We start from the raw sequence: 15,757 nt of genomic DNA, 5'->3' as shown, positions 1-15,757 counted from the left end.
ATAGATGACAGATGGCGTATAGAAAGACTTCTTTCGCTTCCTGCGAATCACCGATTGGATCGATAGTTCCCGCATCATGAGATGTTCGGATTGCCGGATACTGGAACATAAACGGAAATAGGGAAAGAAAATTCAATCCTTATAGAACTCTAGTGATCTATAACAACCCCACAAGAGCGAATGCTAGAGATGACTGAATTAGGGAGGGCACTTTCGTTTTAAGATGCGAGAAGGTGCTCGTTGGCCGGGCAGTTAGCCCGACGAGACAAGCTGGATCTAGACGCAATCCTTTTGATAGCATGTCTTGATAAACGTGATTAAATTTGTCGCTGTGAACGACAAATTTAATCACGTCTTTTTTTGGCAAATGCTCTGGCAAAAGTCTGTGATATAAAAGCTCATTAACGTTTCGTTCCCCGATCCGGTAAACGACAATTACGTTGATATATAAGTCTTTACTAGTGAAAGGTACAACCAGCGCTTATCAATTCGGTATTGCTTAACGCCGGTCACAAAATTCTGGTCTTGCTTCTTCGCCTTTAAAATTGATAAAAAACCTCCCGTCCCGCATGACATCTGGGCTTGGGAGGTTTTGATTATAGTGCTAATTCAACGTTTATCGTACAAACCATCCAGTGGGCTGAGGGGCTACGTCTGCGGTATCTCGTAAATCATGGACTTTGACATTACTGCCATAGATCATGGAATCGCTGCTCAGTCGGAATGAAGGGAAACTGTGCTCGGATTGCAGACGCAGAGAGGGTTCAAAGTAAATCTGCTGCTGTTTGTTGATTACAAAGGGAAGCGACCCCGCTTCTACGGTAACATCATCGCTATCCGGTTCGTTTAAGATCAGAAGTACCGCAATTCCGTCACAACCGCATCCATCGGTATCATAAAACAATTTGAAATAGCCTGGTCGATCTCCCAGCTTTTCAGTAAGTCTTGCTTCTGCCAGCGGACTGACTTGAATGATCATGACGTTGTTCACACTCCTCTAATCTCCAATGAATTCGCTTACAATTTAATATATGGACCATAAACGCAGATTAGAAGGTGAAATAAAGAAAAGCAAACATGTCCTGTATATATTGACGCTAATGCGTAATGCAAAGAATAATTAACGTATGAATGTTATACCCGGAATTTCTATGGGTTCAGTGTGAAATCATTCGCCCGTCAATGAAACCCATTTCATCGCCATTCCTTATCTGGTATGATAAGCAGGGAAAATAGGGAAAATTAGAGAAAAAGGAAGGTTCCGCTATGACACCGATCACCATATACGACATCGCCAAAGAAGCAAATGTATCTGTAGCGACGGTCTCCCGGGTACTGAATGATACGGCACCTGTGCGTGCAAGCACCCGAGAGAAGATTATGTCCATCATTGAAAAACACCAGTTTCAGCCCAACGCGCAGGCGCGCAGTCTGATCAAGAAAGAGACGGGCACTATTGCCATCATCCTGCCGGACATTACCAATCCCTTCTTCCCGGAAGTGTTCTGGGGCGCGGAGAATGAGGCTCGCGGATTGGGGTATACCTTCTTTCTGTGTAATACCGCAGGCGACTATAACAGGGAATCTGAATATTTGTCCATCCTACGAGAGAAGCGGGTAGACGGGATTATTTTTCTCGGCGGGCGTATTAACATGCAGGTCTGTCCGGATGACATGGCGCAGGAATTGATTGATATGGGCAAACGTATGCCAATCGTGCTGGTCAATGGCAATATTGCCAAAGGCGGGTTCCACCGGGTGTACACGGATGAAGGTGCAGGGGCAGCCCTTGCAGCGGAGCATTTGCTTGAACTGGGGCATCGCGATATCGCCTTTGTTGGCGGCCTGAAAGAGTTATCCACCACCATGGTCAAGGTCAGAGCTGTGCAGAAGAAACTTCGGGAACATGGGCTCGAAATACCCAAAGAACGGCAACTGCTCGGCAGCTTCTCCATCGACGACGGCAAACGGGAGATGTCCAAACTGCTGGATCGTGACAATCCACCTACCGCAGTTATCTGTGTCAATGACAATACAGCGATTGGCGCCATCAAATCGACGATTGAGCATGGGCTCTCAATTCCGAAGGATATATCCATTGTAGGTTTTGATGATACACCGCTCGCCAGTGCCGTTATACCGGAACTGACAACCGTATCCCAGAACACGTATCAGCTTGGCAAACAGGCTGTGGATGTGCTGCATGAGTTGATTAACCAAGGCAAACCGAAGAAGCAGATCATTCTGCAACCGGAGCTGATTGTGCGTCAAAGTACAGGACCTGCTGCAAGATAAAGGGGCCTGTAATTGGAAAAGAAAGCGTTGACATTTCCTCGAAGGGTGAAATATAATGAGTGCGTGAATGAAACCCCTTTCATAAAGTGGAACGGGTTTTATGTTTCAGCTTAATGAAACCCATTTCATGAAACGGGTTTCAGTGTAGTCATCCATTCATTATATCAAGGGGGCGTAACGTATGAGAAGAAGTTTAAAGGTCATTTCGTTATTGATGCTGGTCATGGTAATGGGTCTGACAGCCTGTAGCAGCGGAAGTAAAAACGGTTCTTCCGGTGAGTCCGGTGGCAAGGTTGATTTGAGCATGACAATCTGGGGCTCAGAAGATGAGAAGAAAATTTATCAGGAACGACTCGACATTGTGAAGCAGACGTATCCCGATATTAACGTGAAGCTGAACGTGGTTGCAGGAGATTATGACCAGAAGGTACAGACCATGATCGCCGGAGGAACGGCACCGGACATCATGATGATTGCCGAGAACTATCAGGCTTACGCCTCCAAGAATCAGATTATACCGCTGGATGACATGATTCAGGCGAACAATGTGAACATGTCCGAGCGTTATTCCGATGATATTGCCAACCTGATGAAGTATGATGGCAAACAATTTGGTTTGCCGGATCGGGCAGGCGCGATGGTCCTCTTTTATAACAAAGATCTGTTCGACAAGGCTGGGGTGGAATATCCAACCAAAGATTGGACGCAGGATGATCTGATGGCAGCAGCTCAGAAGCTGACGGTGAAGGAGAACGGAAAAACGACTCAATGGGGTTACTATCCGGGTAGCTGGTGGCCGCAATGGATGCAGCTGATCTACCAGAACGGTGGCTCACTATTCGATGAGAGTGGCAAACCAACCTTCAATACAGAGCCTGTGCGGAAAGCATTACAATTCATGAATGACCTGACCTTCACACACGGTGCGGGACCAACGCCAACCGAGATTGCCGACATGGGGAATATCGGAGCTGATCCGCTGTTCGCGCAAGGCAAGATCGCCATGGAAACGACAGGGTTCTGGAACATCGGTTCACTTGCCAAGGTGGAAGGCATTAATTGGGATATCTCTCCGGTATGGGGCGAAACCAACGCATTCTTCAACGGGTTAACGATTACCAACGCATCCAAACACAAGGAAGAAGCATTCAAAGTCATCGAAGCACTGACCACACCGGAAGCACAGATGCCAATGGTCAAAGCCGGTCAGGATGCTCCTGCAACCAAAGCGGGTCTGTCCAGTGATGAATTCCTGAATGCTGAATACGGTGGCAAAAAAATCAACATGGCTGCGTTCAGTGAATCGACGATCTATGCGGAACCATTCAACCCGCAATGGAACGAAATGATGAAGCTCATTAACGATAAGCTGGGTGTCTACTTCAACAACAAAGCCACGCTTGATGATACCGTAACCGAAATTCAGAGTGGACTGGAAAGACTCTACAAATAGAGGATTTTTCTGAACATGCACAAATAGCAGCGACAGCAGGACAGGTGGAATCGGCGTGAATGCGGGTTCCATCTGCTCTCTATGTCATGGGAGGGCTTAACGTGAGAAAAAAGGACGGGAAATGGTTCTACATCTTCATCTCGCCTTGGCTGATCGGGTTTCTGGGGCTGACTCTGGGTCCGATCCTGTTTTCCATCTATATGAGTTTCACGAATTGGGATCTGTTCCAGTCCCCTGAATTCATCGGTATCGACAATTACAAAACGTTATTGACCGATGATCCGATCTTCTGGAAATCCGTCGGCAATACATTCTTCTATGCGCTGATATCCATTCCGCTGGGCATGTCGATCTCGCTCTGGATTGCATATTACCTCAACAAGAAAATCAAAGGTATCACCTTCTTCCGTATTCTGTTCTATCTGCCTTCCGTTGTTCCGGTGGTTGCGAGTTCATTGCTCTTCATCCACTTGCTTGCGCCGACGGAAGGATTGATCAACCAGGCACTTGCGATCTTCGGTATTCAGGGTCCTGCCTGGCTGCTTGATCCCAACTGGGTTAAACCTGCATTGATTCTCATGTCCTTATGGGGTGTGGGTGGTGGCGTGGTATTGCTGCTTGCAGGGATGAAAGGCATTCCACAGGAGCTGTACGAGGCCGCTGCCATCGATGGGGCGAAAAGTACACAATCGTTCTTCCATATTACATTCCCAATGCTGACTCCCGTCATTTTCTTCAATCTCGTGACTGGTATGATTGGAGCGCTCCAGACCTTCGCGCAGGTATTCATCGTTACTGCCGGGGGACCTGACAATTCAAGTCAGATGGTCGTTCCCTACTTGTTCCAGAATGCGTTCCAATTCTACAAAATGGGATATGCATCGGCGATTGCCTGGGTACTATTCATCATCATCATGGCGTTGACACTTGTTGTATTCCGTTCATCGGCGCTATGGGTGCACTACGAGGAGGGAAAAGCCAATGAGTAATCCATCGACTGTGGAGAAGACGATATCCTATATTTTTCTGATTCTGGTCGGGGTGCTGCTTGCTTCGCCTTTCCTGTACATGATCTCCATTGCACTGGCAAGTGACGCAACAACCGTCAAATCGGCTTTTACCTTCGTTCCAATGGAGTTCCAATGGTCGAATTTTTATACCATCTTCACGAATAACAATCTTGGAACATATCTCAAAAACTCGGTCATCATTACCGTCTTTACGATTGTCGGATCGGTATTATCAGCTTCGATCGTATCCTACGGCTTTGCCCGAATCAAAGCAAAAGGCAGCCGTTTCCTGTTTATTGTGTTGCTCAGTACGATGATGATTCCGGGTGAGGTGACGATGGTACCGCAGTTCATCATCTTCCGTCATCTGGACTGGATTAATACATTTTACCCGCTGATCGTACCGAGCTTCTTCGCCGGAGCGTTCAACGTATTCCTGATTCGGCAGTTTGTCATGAGTATTCCCAAATCACTGGATGAAGCGGCCATGATCGATGGTATGGGACATCCGGGAATCTACTGGAAGATCATTATGCCACTGACTTATCCGATACTTGCGGCCATTGCGATCTTCTCATTCTCCTATAACTGGGGCAACTTCATGGGGCCGCTCATCTATATCAATGATCCGGAGAAAATGCCGCTGGCACTCGGGGTGCAGCTGTTGACTACGGTAGGTGGTGGTCAGATGCCACCATGGAACCTTGTGATGATTGCTTCCCTGTTCCTCACCATTCCGATGGTGTTGGTATATCTGTTCGGACAACGTTATGTCTATGAAGCCAACATTAGCGGCGGAAGCAGCGGAATCAAGTAACCGAGGTGTCTGTAGTGGTTGTATGTATTGAACCTGATGTTCAAGGTCAATGGAGTAATCAACGTACATGGAGAAAGGATTGTATAGCCCATGGCGCATAAAGAACAACGCAGCAGAGGCAAACGGAGTTATATCCTCATGGGTGTCGCTCTGATTGCGCTGCTGGCAGGAGGAGGAATTGTTATCAATCATTTTGCCAATGAATCATCCAAAACACTTGAGTTCCAAGGGGAACCAGTACGTCTGAAGCTGGATCAATCCTATGATCATTTTGAAGGTTGGGGTACGTCACTTGCTTGGTGGGCCAATAATCTTGGTGGATGGAAGGATCAGGCGAAGGTTAGTGAAGTGATGGATCTGGTCTTTGATCCGGAGAAAGGATTAGGTCTGAACATCGTTCGTTACAATATTGGCGGTGAGGAAAATCCGGAGATGAAAGCCCTTCGTCCCGGCGGGGATGTACCTGGCTTCCAGCCTGAACCTGGAGAGTGGGACTGGGATGCTGATGCAGGTCAGCGGGCTGTATTACAAGGCTCGATGGAGCGTGGCGTGAACATTGCCGAAGCATTCTCCAATTCACCACCTTACTGGATGACGATCAGTGGATCCGTTACCGGAGCTGTGGATGGCAGCAATAATCTGCGTGACGACCAGTATGATGCATTTGCAGATTATCTGACCGAAGTTGTGAAGCATTATCGGGACGAGTGGGGGATCACCTTCCGCACACTGAATCCGCTCAATGAACCTTCCTCCGACTGGTGGAAGAAGGGCAATATGCAGGAAGGCAGTCATTTTACCAATGAGAAACAGGCCGAGATTATCAAGAAAGTTGCTGCATCGTTGAAGAGCAAAGGACTGGATGGAACCGTCATTAGTGCCGCGGACGATAACAGCATTGATGAGACGGTGTTTAATTTCAATCTCTATGATCAGGACACGCTGGACGTAATCGAGCAGATCAATACCCACTCCTATAATGGTAGCAAAATGGAAGAGCTGCGCACGCTGGCAGAACGCCATGGCAAGAAGCTGTGGATGTCCGAGTACGGAACCGGCGGCAGCGAGCCGCACAGTCATGAGGATATGACCTCGGTGCAAGAATTGGCGGAGCGGATCATGTTTGATCTGAAAATCATGCAGCCATCCGCCTGGGTATACTGGCAGGCCGTTGAAGATGAAGGCGCCAATAACAATTGGGGCTTCATTCATGCCAATTTCAACGGAGAAGAGCAGTACGAGATGACCAAACAGTATTATGGTATGGCTCAGTTTACGAAGTTCATTCGTCCCGGCGCGACAATTATTCCAACGGATGGTGGACGCACGCTGGCTGCCTATGACGCGGAACATCAGAGACTGGTGCTGGTAATTCGTAATGAATTGTCAGCGGGAACAACGGCGTTTGAACTGGAAGGGTATACGTATGGAAAATCATCCACCGCTCAGGTGTATCAAACTTCACCGGAACGGAACATGGAACAGCTTGAAGACATTCCGGTGTATGCCAACGGACTTGAAGTGCCTACCGCCGACAATTCCATCACAACGGTTGTACTGGAAGGCGTGACGTTGCAGGGGAACTGATAGCAGCACTCGGAAGGTTGTTCTGACATCTGAGTGCTGGTGTGAATATGAACAATATAAATTGAACTAATCATTTACACAGAAACGGAGAGGACAGAAATAACTTGAAGAAGCGGAGCGTGCGCCTTTATCCCCGGATTTTCCCTTTGAGAAAAGGGAATCAAAAAAATCTGGGGATAACAGCGATCGGAAAGTTGTTCTGTAATCGTAGTACCCGTGTAAATGGCTTTTAGTTTAACGGATATGATTCACCTTAAATTAGTTACAGGACATATGAACCTAAATAAAGAGAAGGAGGGGATAACTTTGACAGAGAAAGCATCCCTTTTGCTGCAGGAACAGGAGAAGAACATCGCAAGGGCTGAGAATGGTGTTCTATCAGAATTAACATACGATGCACGCAGCTTTTTCCTAAACGGAGAGCGTGTATTTCTGAACAGTGCCACGATCCATTATTTCCGTATGCCGAAGGAGGAATGGCGTGAGGTTCTGCTGAAGGCGAAGCTGGCAGGTATGAACTGCATCGACACTTACTTTGCGTGGAATGTGCATGAACCGGAAGAAGGACAGTGGTCCTTTGAAGGGGACAACGATTGCGGAGCATTTCTGGATTTGTGCGCAGAACTGGGCATGTGGGTCATCGCGCGTCCGGGTCCGTTTATCTGTGCAGAATGGGATTTTGGCGGCTTTCCATACTGGCTTGGTACGAAGGACGGCGTAAAATTCCGGGAAAACAATGAGACGTATCTGCACTATGTCAATTTGTATTTTGACCAGCTTGTGCCGATTATTCGGGAGCGCCAGTTATCCGCCGGGGGCACGGTCATTCTTGTGCAGGTGGAGAATGAATACGGGTACCTGATGGATGACGCTGCTGCAAGTGACCATATGAATACGCTAAGAGATGGATTGTTGCAACGTGGCATTGACGCTACACTGATCACTTGCGTTGGCGGGGCGGAAGGCACGATCGAAGGGGCTAATTTCTGGTCAGGTGCTGACGGGCATTATGAGAAACTTCGAGTCAAACAGCCGGACACCCCGAAGATGGTCACGGAATTCTGGACCGGATGGTTCGAGAATTGGGGAGGGCCTTCGGCTATTCAGAAGACAGCGCCTTTGCTGGAGAGACGTATCATGGAGATTTTGCGTGCCGGGTATACCGGAATCAGTCACTACATGTTCTATGGTGGCACGAACTTTGGTGGATATGGCGGCAGAACGATGGGTAGCAGTGATATCTTCATGATTACGTCCTATGACTATGATGCACCCCTGAACGAATATGGACGGGTGACACCGAAATATGCAGTAACCAAGAATTTGTCCTATTTCGTCCATGCTTTCGGGGCCCTTCTGATGGAAACAGAGGAAATTCCAGAAGAACAGATCGTTGTACGTCATCCTGAAGGCATATCTGTACGAGGCAGACAGGCTGACAACCAGAAGATTTGGTTCCTGGAGAGTCACAAGGATGAACGCGAGACGATGCACATTACTTTGGAGGAAGGCCGTACTCTTCCCGTATCGCTGAATCCAGGACAGATTGTTCCTTTGCTGGATCGAGTACAGATTGCTGAACACGTATACCTGACTGCGGGTACGATGATTACGGGCAATGAAATGATAAATGGAGAATTGACTCTGTTCATCGTGGCGGCTGCCGGGCAGCGTTCTGTTGTTGAACTGGAAGCCGAGGTATTAAACGTCACGGGCAGTACAGTGCAAGTGCTGGTCGAACATGATTCAGCAAGGAGCGTACACCGCCTAGATCTGTTCCATTTCCAAGAGCCGGGAATGATCCAACTGGAAGCCAACGGCATACCGATCCGTTTCGTTATTCTGGATCAAGAGACGATGAATCGAACATGGCGATTGGTAGCAACAGATCAGAAGGGACTTCGTTATGCGATTGGCTTCGATGACGTAGACGTATTACCATCGGGTCAGGTCAAGGGCATGATTACTGACCCAGATCGCACAATTACGTTGCTTGGTGACTGGACCAATGGAGAACGGACGTTAACAGGTCACGAGTTCTGTGCCAGCGAGAAGCCTATTGCAGGCAAACAGCAGCAGCTTCCGTGGACATTACCGAGTGCGCCGACATTGTCTGATTCTCCTGAGATGTCACGTATTACGTTAACTGCGAAGCAACGCTCGGCGAGTGGACAACCGGAAGACTTTTCCCGGTATGGACAAGATTTTGGTTATTTATTGTACGAATGTGATTTCGAGAGTCCAACCGAAGGGGTCACTAACCTCATTTTGCCGGATATCCAGGATACTGCCAGAATCATTGTTAATGGTGTTCAGCAGGCATTAGTGCGTCAGGTAGGGGCAGCAGGTGTGCAGTTGCAGTTGGACCAAGGGAAAAATACACTTCAAATTCTGGTACAACATATGGGCAGATTGAACTTCTCTCCGTATTTGGGTGAGAGCAAAGGTCTGGCTGGTGCTGTGTATCTGGATGGCAAAGTTCAGGATATTCGTCGGGATTGGGTTATGGAGAGTGGACTTGTGCATCTCGATGAGGTGAACTCTATACATGGGGCGCCACTTCTGAGCAGAAGTTTTACGCTGGATGGCATGGATCGGGCGATTCTTGTGGGTGCCTTGAGCAAAGGTCTTCGTATCAATGGTATCGAAGTTCCGATGGAAGGATATCAGGATTGGTTTGCCTTCCAGACGTTAGACATATCCTTGTATATCGAGACCGGAGAGACAAATACACTGGAAATGCCGTATAGCCGCTCTTCGCTGAATCGACTGGAACTGATCACATATCCGAGTCAGGGAGAACTGAAGGATTGGCGTATGGAAGGGACGGATGCATTGCTTCCGCAACAATGGGAGAGCTACGAGGTAGAACCGGAATCGATCCATCCTGGAGCACAGGGGTCAATCCAGCGTGCAGGACAGCCTGGTATCGCCGCAGGTGGCAATTGTACTGCCAATCCGGTGCTTGACACCACGAATGAATCGGTTAATCGTGCTACATTGAGCGAGAAGTCTCACCCTGTATCCAATCGTACTCCAGTCCGAGGATCGTATGGTCAGCCGGTCTGGTACCGCTGGCGTTTCGCGGAGCCTGCGGTTTCGGAGCATCATAAAGTGAACCTGATGCTTCGCCTGACCGGGATGAGCAAAGGAACGATTCACCTGAACGGGCATCATCTGGGGCGTTATTGGCAGATTGGTCCGCAAGAGGATTACAAAATTCCAGTAGCTTGGCTACAGGAAGAGAATGAATTACTTTTGTTCGATGAAGAAGGCAGAACGCCAGAACGTGTACGATTCCTGTTGGATGCGTTATCCCGTTATCCGTGGGTTGTGGTGGAATAGTTCATGTATGGATCGTTAGCTGTCTTACCGATCCAACTATGGTTGGGAACAATAACTGGATCGAGATAGTTTGAGTCGCACGCAACATTTCACCTTTTACCACAGTCACACTACCTCATTTTCTTAGTCAAATAACCCTAGCTTGTGAATCTTTCGGATTCAGTTTTGCGGAGTGAATTAGGCTAAGGGAATGGGGAAACTGTGGTGATCAGGTTGGTACAAGGAACTAAGGTAACACTTGTAGTTTAATTAGTTGTAACCGTTTACATATGTAAAGAGTGTTCATCCATGATCTGTGAAGGGAGTGATGCTTCATGTAATTGGAATTTGAACAGGTAGTCGTGAGGTGTTGCTCATCAGTGGCAGTCCCAGGTACGCTTTGTCATTGGTAATACAGTAAGGTATTCCTCTGTTCATCACTCATGGATAAGGAGATGACCCAATGTTGACGAAGAAGGAAGAGGGAATAGGAATAGGAGTAGGAGTAGGAAAGTCCAAAGGTTTCAAGGCCGGAATGATTCTGCTGCTCGGAACATTACTTCTATTAACGATGTTATTCCCCAATACAGCCAGAGCAGCGACAAGTGTATATACGATATCCGCTTTTACGAACACAAGTGAGTCCAATATGTACATCTATGAATCGTATAATGCAACCCACTATGGTTTGCTAAAAGGGCCAGCCTATACACCTCCGGCCAATCTGATCCGTGATCCCAGCATCATGAAGCACACAGATGGTCTATATTACGTTGTTTACACCACGAACTGGTCAGGTAACACCATTGGCATCGCCTCCAGCCCGGATAAGGTAAACTGGACATTTGTCCGTAACATTACATTATCCACACCTACCACAATTGCACACACCTGGGCACCAGAATGGTTCAAAGACAGCAACGGCAGTCTGAACATTATCGTGTCCCTCTCACCAGGCAACTATCAGAATTTCAAACCTTATGTACTCACAGCTTCAGGTAGCAATCTAACATCTACCTCATGGTCTGCACCTACTGAACTGGCAGGCATTGCTCCCAATTATATCGACACTTTTATCGTGAAGACAGGCTCAACCTATCATGCTTTTACCAAGAACGAGACCACCAAATACATTGAATATGCGACAGCAACCTCGCTAACGGGTCCTTATACCTTTAAAGGTACAGGGGATTGGGCAGGTTGGGGTTCTTGGGTGGAAGGTCCGGCGCTTGTTCAGCTGGATAATGGTTCATGGCGAATCTACTTTGACGGCTATGCAACACAAAAATATTATTACAGCGACTCTGCTGACAACTTCCAGACTTGGGGTGCCAAACAAGAGATTGCAGGTCTTACCGGACTCGTCCGGCATATGACCGTATTGAAAGAGTCCGGACAACCGGGGGATATCCGCAAGCTGGAGTCATTCAATGTGCCTGGCAGTTTCATTCGTCACTACAACTATCAGGCACGGATTGATGCGAGTGTCAGTCCGGCGGAAGATGCACAATTCCGTATCGTTCCCGGGCTGTCGAATGCAACAGGCATTTCTTTTGAGTCCATGAATTATCCGGGTTATTTCCTGCGCAATAATAATGGCAGCATCACACTCGTGAAAAATGACGGCAGCACTACGTTCCGAAATGACGCCACGTTCAAACGTGTAAATGGACTTGCTAACGCTAGTTGGACATCGTATGCCTCGTTTAGTAACCCGAACCTGTATCTGAGACATTATAATAATGTGCTGAAACTGGAAGCTGTCGTTACCGCACTCGATAAGTCAGACGCGACCTTCCGAGAGATCGGGCAATGATTGGTGTTCGTGTTTCGGAAAATACAAACAAGTTAAACTATACATTTACACGATAACGGAGAGGTCAGAAATAACTTGAAGAAGCGAAGCGTGCGCCTAAAAGCTTTCTGAAAGAAAGCTGCATCGGAAGCATACACTATCCCCGGATTTTCCCCTTTTTAAGAATAATTAAAAATCTGGGGATAACAGCGATCGGAAAGTTGTTCTGACATCGGAGTGCAAGTGTAAATTCATAAGGAGTGAAGCGGATGAAGTGGTTAAAACGAATGAGCTCGCTGCTCTTGGCAGGAAGTCTGCTAACAGGCAGTTTAGGTGTGGGGACAGAGGTATCTGCTGCGGGAGCCTACACGGCTGTTGCCGATCCATCGAAGCAATATCAGACGATGGAAGGATGGGGGACATCCCTCGCGTGGTGGGGAAAAGTGGTTGGAGAATATTCCAATCGGGATGAGTATGTGGAGAAAATGTTCAACGCGAATACCGGACTGGGTCTGAATATCCTGCGTTACAACATTGGAGGCGGGGATAATCCATCATCCAATATCCTTGAATATCGCAAAGCCGTTCCTGGTTACCAGCCTTCTCCCGGCGTGTATGACTGGAATGCAGATGCAAACCAACGATATATGCTGCAAGCTGCCAAAGCTCAAGGCGTGAATGTCATCGAAGCTTTTGCGAATTCCGCACCTTACTGGATGACGATCAGTGGTAATGTGTCCGGTTCGGCCAATGGTGGTAACAACCTCAAGCCCGATTACTACGATGATTTTGCCGATTACTTAACTGAGGTTGTGAAGCATTTTCGGGATAACTGGGGGATCACATTTGATAGTGTAACTCCGCTGAATGAACCGATCTCGACATGGTGGAAGCAGGGCAATGACCAGGAGGGCATGCACTTTGACCGTGCGGATCAGAACACAATTCTGAGTCAGGTACAAGCTTCGTTGAATGCAAAGGGCCTGTCCACAAAGCTGAGCGCACCGGAAGAATACAGTATCGATGATACCGATGTGTCGTTCAACAGCTACAGCAATGCGGTTAAATCAGCGATCACTCAGATCAACACCCATACGTATGGCGGAAGCAATCGTACTGCTTTGCGCAACACAGCGACGTCTGCGGGCAAACATCTGTGGACCTCGGAATATGGAGACGGAGATGCAAGCGGACTTACGATGTCACGGACCATCCTCAAGGATATTCGCAATATGGGCGCAAGTGGATGGGTGTATTGGCAAGCCGTCGATAGTGCAGAAGGATGGGGATTTTTCAAGAACGTGTTGAACAATACACAAACGACCAGTTACACCGTGAACCAAAAATATTATGTCATGGGCAATTACAGCAAATTTATTCGTCCTGGATACAAGATTATCGGCATGAATGATGCCAATACCCTTGCAGCCTATGATGCAGCCTCCGGCAAAGTTGTGCTGGTAACAACCAATTCGGAATCGACGGATACAACGGTAACCTATGATCTCAGTCGTTTTACGAACACAGGCACGTCTGCTCAAGTATATCGGACCTCTTCAACGGAGAAGTTGCAGCAACTGACCAATATTTCGGTGCAAAACAAAACCTTTACGGCTACAGCCAAGGCCAATTCGGTCACAACCTACGTCATTTCCGGTGCAACTTACAATGGCGGTACAGGATATGAAGCCGGGGCCATCTACAAATTAATCAACCGCAACAGTGGACTTGCACTCGATGTTAACGGTGCTTCTTCTACGGGTGGGGCAACAATCATTCAGTGGAATGATAATGGAGCAGCCAACCAGCAGTGGAAGCTGGAGTCCGCAGGTAACGGATATTACAACATCCGCAATGTGGGCAGTGGGCTTTTGCTGGATGTGAATGCGGGTTCTACACAAGGCGGAGCCGCTCTGATTCAGTGGCAGGATAACGGGGGCAACAATCAGCAATGGCTGCCAATTGATGTGGGAGGATATGTGGTACTTGCGAATCGAAACAGTGGCCTGACGGTTGACATCAATCAAGGTTCTCTGACCGCAGGTGCCTCCACGATTCAGTGGGCCGACAATGGCGGGGCCAATCAGCAATGGAGCTTAGTCAAAGTTAATTAGTGTGAGTACACATGAATTAAACGTTATTACGTGTCCTTTTTTCTTGGAGGTGCAGTGCTCTAAGCAACACTGCACCCTCAAGAAAAGTAACTATTTTAGACATACATATATTCATCCACCCAGCTGGTACTTAACGAAAACGGGATAGGGTGAACCTGCTAATATCCTGATCCGTGTGCCCCGTTTGCACCAAGTCGGATAGAATCTGTCCAATGGCACTTGCGAATTTGAAGCCGTGACCGGAGAAACCGCCTGCGAGCCACACACGTTCATGGGCAGGGTGTCGGTCGATGATAAAATCTTCATCCGAAGTGAATTCATACTTGCATACACTACCACGTTTCAATTCTCCAGCTGCCTGAGGCATATGAAGTTCGAGCAGCCTGCGCAGATCCCCCTCGTCCGTTTCTTCCGTACCAAATGGAGCCATTGTACTTCCTGGTGTCCACACCTGACCCGTATCATGACGACCCATCTTCAGACCTGATCCGCCAATGCTTGGAAATCCATAATATGTACCTTCTTTTCCTGCCAGTGTAAAACCGGGGAAGTGTTCCTCGCCGTACAAAGCTTCTGGTGCATCAAACCATCCAACCGTTTTACGCACTGCCTGAATGGGGAGATCCACGAAAGGTTTTAATGTCTGAAACCAAGCGCCAGCGCTCAGGATGATTTGATTTGCATGGTATGTCTCACCACCTGAAGTCTGAACTGCGACGGAATGTGGTCCGTATTCGATATGCTCCACAAGCGTGTGCGTTAACAAGGTGGCACCGTGAGTTTCGGCTGCCTTGCGGAAGGCACGAATACAAGGTTCACTATACAAATAACCCGCATCCGGTTCATACATGCCCTCGTAATGTTCAGGTATTGTAATACCTGGCCAGCGTTTCATCACCTCGGCTGCGTGCAACGTTTCATACCGAATACCTGCATCATCTGCATGGCTCAATCGGTTGTGGAAGGAATGAATCTCCGGATCAACCACATTTATTACACCGGAAGGAACAAACAGTTGGTCTCCGGTCGTTTCCTCCAGCTCGTGCCATAACTTCTGTGCAAGTAATGCCATCGCAATATAGTCAGGCCCACCACTGTACACATGGCGCATCAGTCTGCTATCCCCGTGATGACTTCCTTCCGTATGCGGAGGATCAAAGGCATCGATTAATAAAGTTTTGCATCCACTGCGCGATAGATAATACCCTGCACTCATACCCATGGAGCCGGCTCCAACGATAATAACGTCATATGATTGTGTGATAATAGCACGTCCTCTCCTATGTATCCTTTTCTACAGTAATGCCTTAATAGAACATATTAATAGTAAAAGCTTGATGAAGGCAAGTGTAGTAAAATGGA

At 47.8% G+C, this 15,757-nt stretch carries 10 protein-coding genes; 8 read left to right on the top strand and 2 right to left on the bottom strand.

Going from position 1 to position 15,757, the window contains the following annotated elements; genetic code table 11:
• Positions 1 to 616: 616 nt before the first annotated feature.
• Positions 617 to 979, bottom strand: coding sequence for an iron-sulfur cluster biosynthesis family protein (locus tag C161_RS05565; protein WP_017687018.1), 363 nt, complete (start codon positions 977 to 979; stop codon positions 617 to 619).
• Between the two features lie 287 nt (positions 980 to 1,266).
• On the opposite strand from C161_RS05565, the gene C161_RS05560 reads away from it, so the two are divergent.
• The 8 genes from C161_RS05560 (at position 1,267) to C161_RS05525 (ending at position 14,395) form a co-directional block, all read left to right on the top strand.
• Positions 1,267 to 2,295, top strand: a complete 1,029-nt coding sequence (locus C161_RS05560; protein ID WP_036617286.1) for a LacI family DNA-binding transcriptional regulator — start codon at positions 1,267 to 1,269, stop codon at positions 2,293 to 2,295.
• Positions 2,296 to 2,476: 181 nt separating this feature from the next.
• Entirely contained in the window at positions 2,477 to 3,748 is a 1,272-nt protein-coding gene (locus tag C161_RS05555; RefSeq protein ID WP_036668615.1) for an ABC transporter substrate-binding protein, read from the top strand.
• Between the two features lie 101 nt (positions 3,749 to 3,849).
• A complete protein-coding gene (locus tag C161_RS05550; RefSeq protein ID WP_036668619.1) occupies positions 3,850 to 4,737 on the top strand; it encodes a carbohydrate ABC transporter permease in 888 nt (295 codons plus the stop codon).
• A complete protein-coding gene (locus tag C161_RS05545; protein ID WP_017687022.1) occupies positions 4,730 to 5,575 on the top strand; it encodes a carbohydrate ABC transporter permease in 846 nt (281 codons plus the stop codon). Before C161_RS05550 ends, C161_RS05545 begins: the two co-directional genes overlap by 8 nt.
• A gap of 90 nt (positions 5,576 to 5,665) precedes the next feature.
• On the top strand, positions 5,666 to 7,162 hold the full coding sequence (locus C161_RS05540; protein WP_084650045.1) for a glycoside hydrolase family 30 protein: 1,497 nt from the start codon (positions 5,666 to 5,668) through the stop codon (positions 7,160 to 7,162).
• A gap of 306 nt (positions 7,163 to 7,468) precedes the next feature.
• Complete coding sequence (locus C161_RS05535; protein WP_036668614.1) at positions 7,469 to 10,507, top strand: beta-galactosidase; 3,039 nt, start codon at positions 7,469 to 7,471, stop codon at positions 10,505 to 10,507.
• A 442-nt stretch (positions 10,508 to 10,949) separates the two neighbouring features.
• The gene (locus C161_RS05530) at positions 10,950 to 12,302 is read left to right on the top strand and encodes a glycoside hydrolase family 43 protein (protein WP_036668613.1); all 1,353 of its coding nucleotides are present in this window, start codon (positions 10,950 to 10,952) and stop codon (positions 12,300 to 12,302) included.
• Positions 12,303 to 12,550: 248 nt separating this feature from the next.
• The gene (locus tag C161_RS05525) at positions 12,551 to 14,395 is read left to right on the top strand and encodes an RICIN domain-containing protein (RefSeq protein ID WP_051449597.1); all 1,845 of its coding nucleotides are present in this window, start codon (positions 12,551 to 12,553) and stop codon (positions 14,393 to 14,395) included.
• 130 nt (positions 14,396 to 14,525) lie between these two features.
• Here C161_RS05525 and solA read toward each other — a convergent pair whose 3' ends face one another.
• Positions 14,526 to 15,659: an N-methyl-L-tryptophan oxidase gene (gene solA, locus C161_RS05520; protein ID WP_156946080.1), complete on the bottom strand. Its 1,134-nt coding sequence runs from the start codon at positions 15,657 to 15,659 to the stop codon at positions 14,526 to 14,528.
• Positions 15,660 to 15,757 lie beyond the last annotated feature (98 nt).

The sequence above is a fragment of the Paenibacillus sp. FSL R5-192 genome, from assembly GCF_000517845.1.
Taxonomy (GTDB): Bacteria; Bacillota; Bacilli; order Paenibacillales; family Paenibacillaceae; genus Paenibacillus; species Paenibacillus amylolyticus.
This window is presented reverse-complemented; position numbering and strand designations above follow the sequence as displayed.

Coding starts and splice junctions, on each gene's coding strand:
- C161_RS05565 (WP_017687018.1), bottom strand. CDS start 979: ATGATCATTCAAGTCAGTCCGCTGGCAGAAGCAAGACTTACTGAAAAG.
- C161_RS05560 (WP_036617286.1), top strand. CDS start 1,267: ATGACACCGATCACCATATACGACATCGCCAAAGAAGCAAATGTATCT.
- C161_RS05555 (WP_036668615.1), top strand. CDS start 2,477: ATGAGAAGAAGTTTAAAGGTCATTTCGTTATTGATGCTGGTCATGGTA.
- C161_RS05545 (WP_017687022.1), top strand. CDS start 4,730: ATGAGTAATCCATCGACTGTGGAGAAGACGATATCCTATATTTTTCTG.
- C161_RS05540 (WP_084650045.1), top strand. CDS start 5,666: ATGGCGCATAAAGAACAACGCAGCAGAGGCAAACGGAGTTATATCCTC.
- C161_RS05530 (WP_036668613.1), top strand. CDS start 10,950: ATGTTGACGAAGAAGGAAGAGGGAATAGGAATAGGAGTAGGAGTAGGA.
- C161_RS05525 (WP_051449597.1), top strand. CDS start 12,551: ATGAAGTGGTTAAAACGAATGAGCTCGCTGCTCTTGGCAGGAAGTCTG.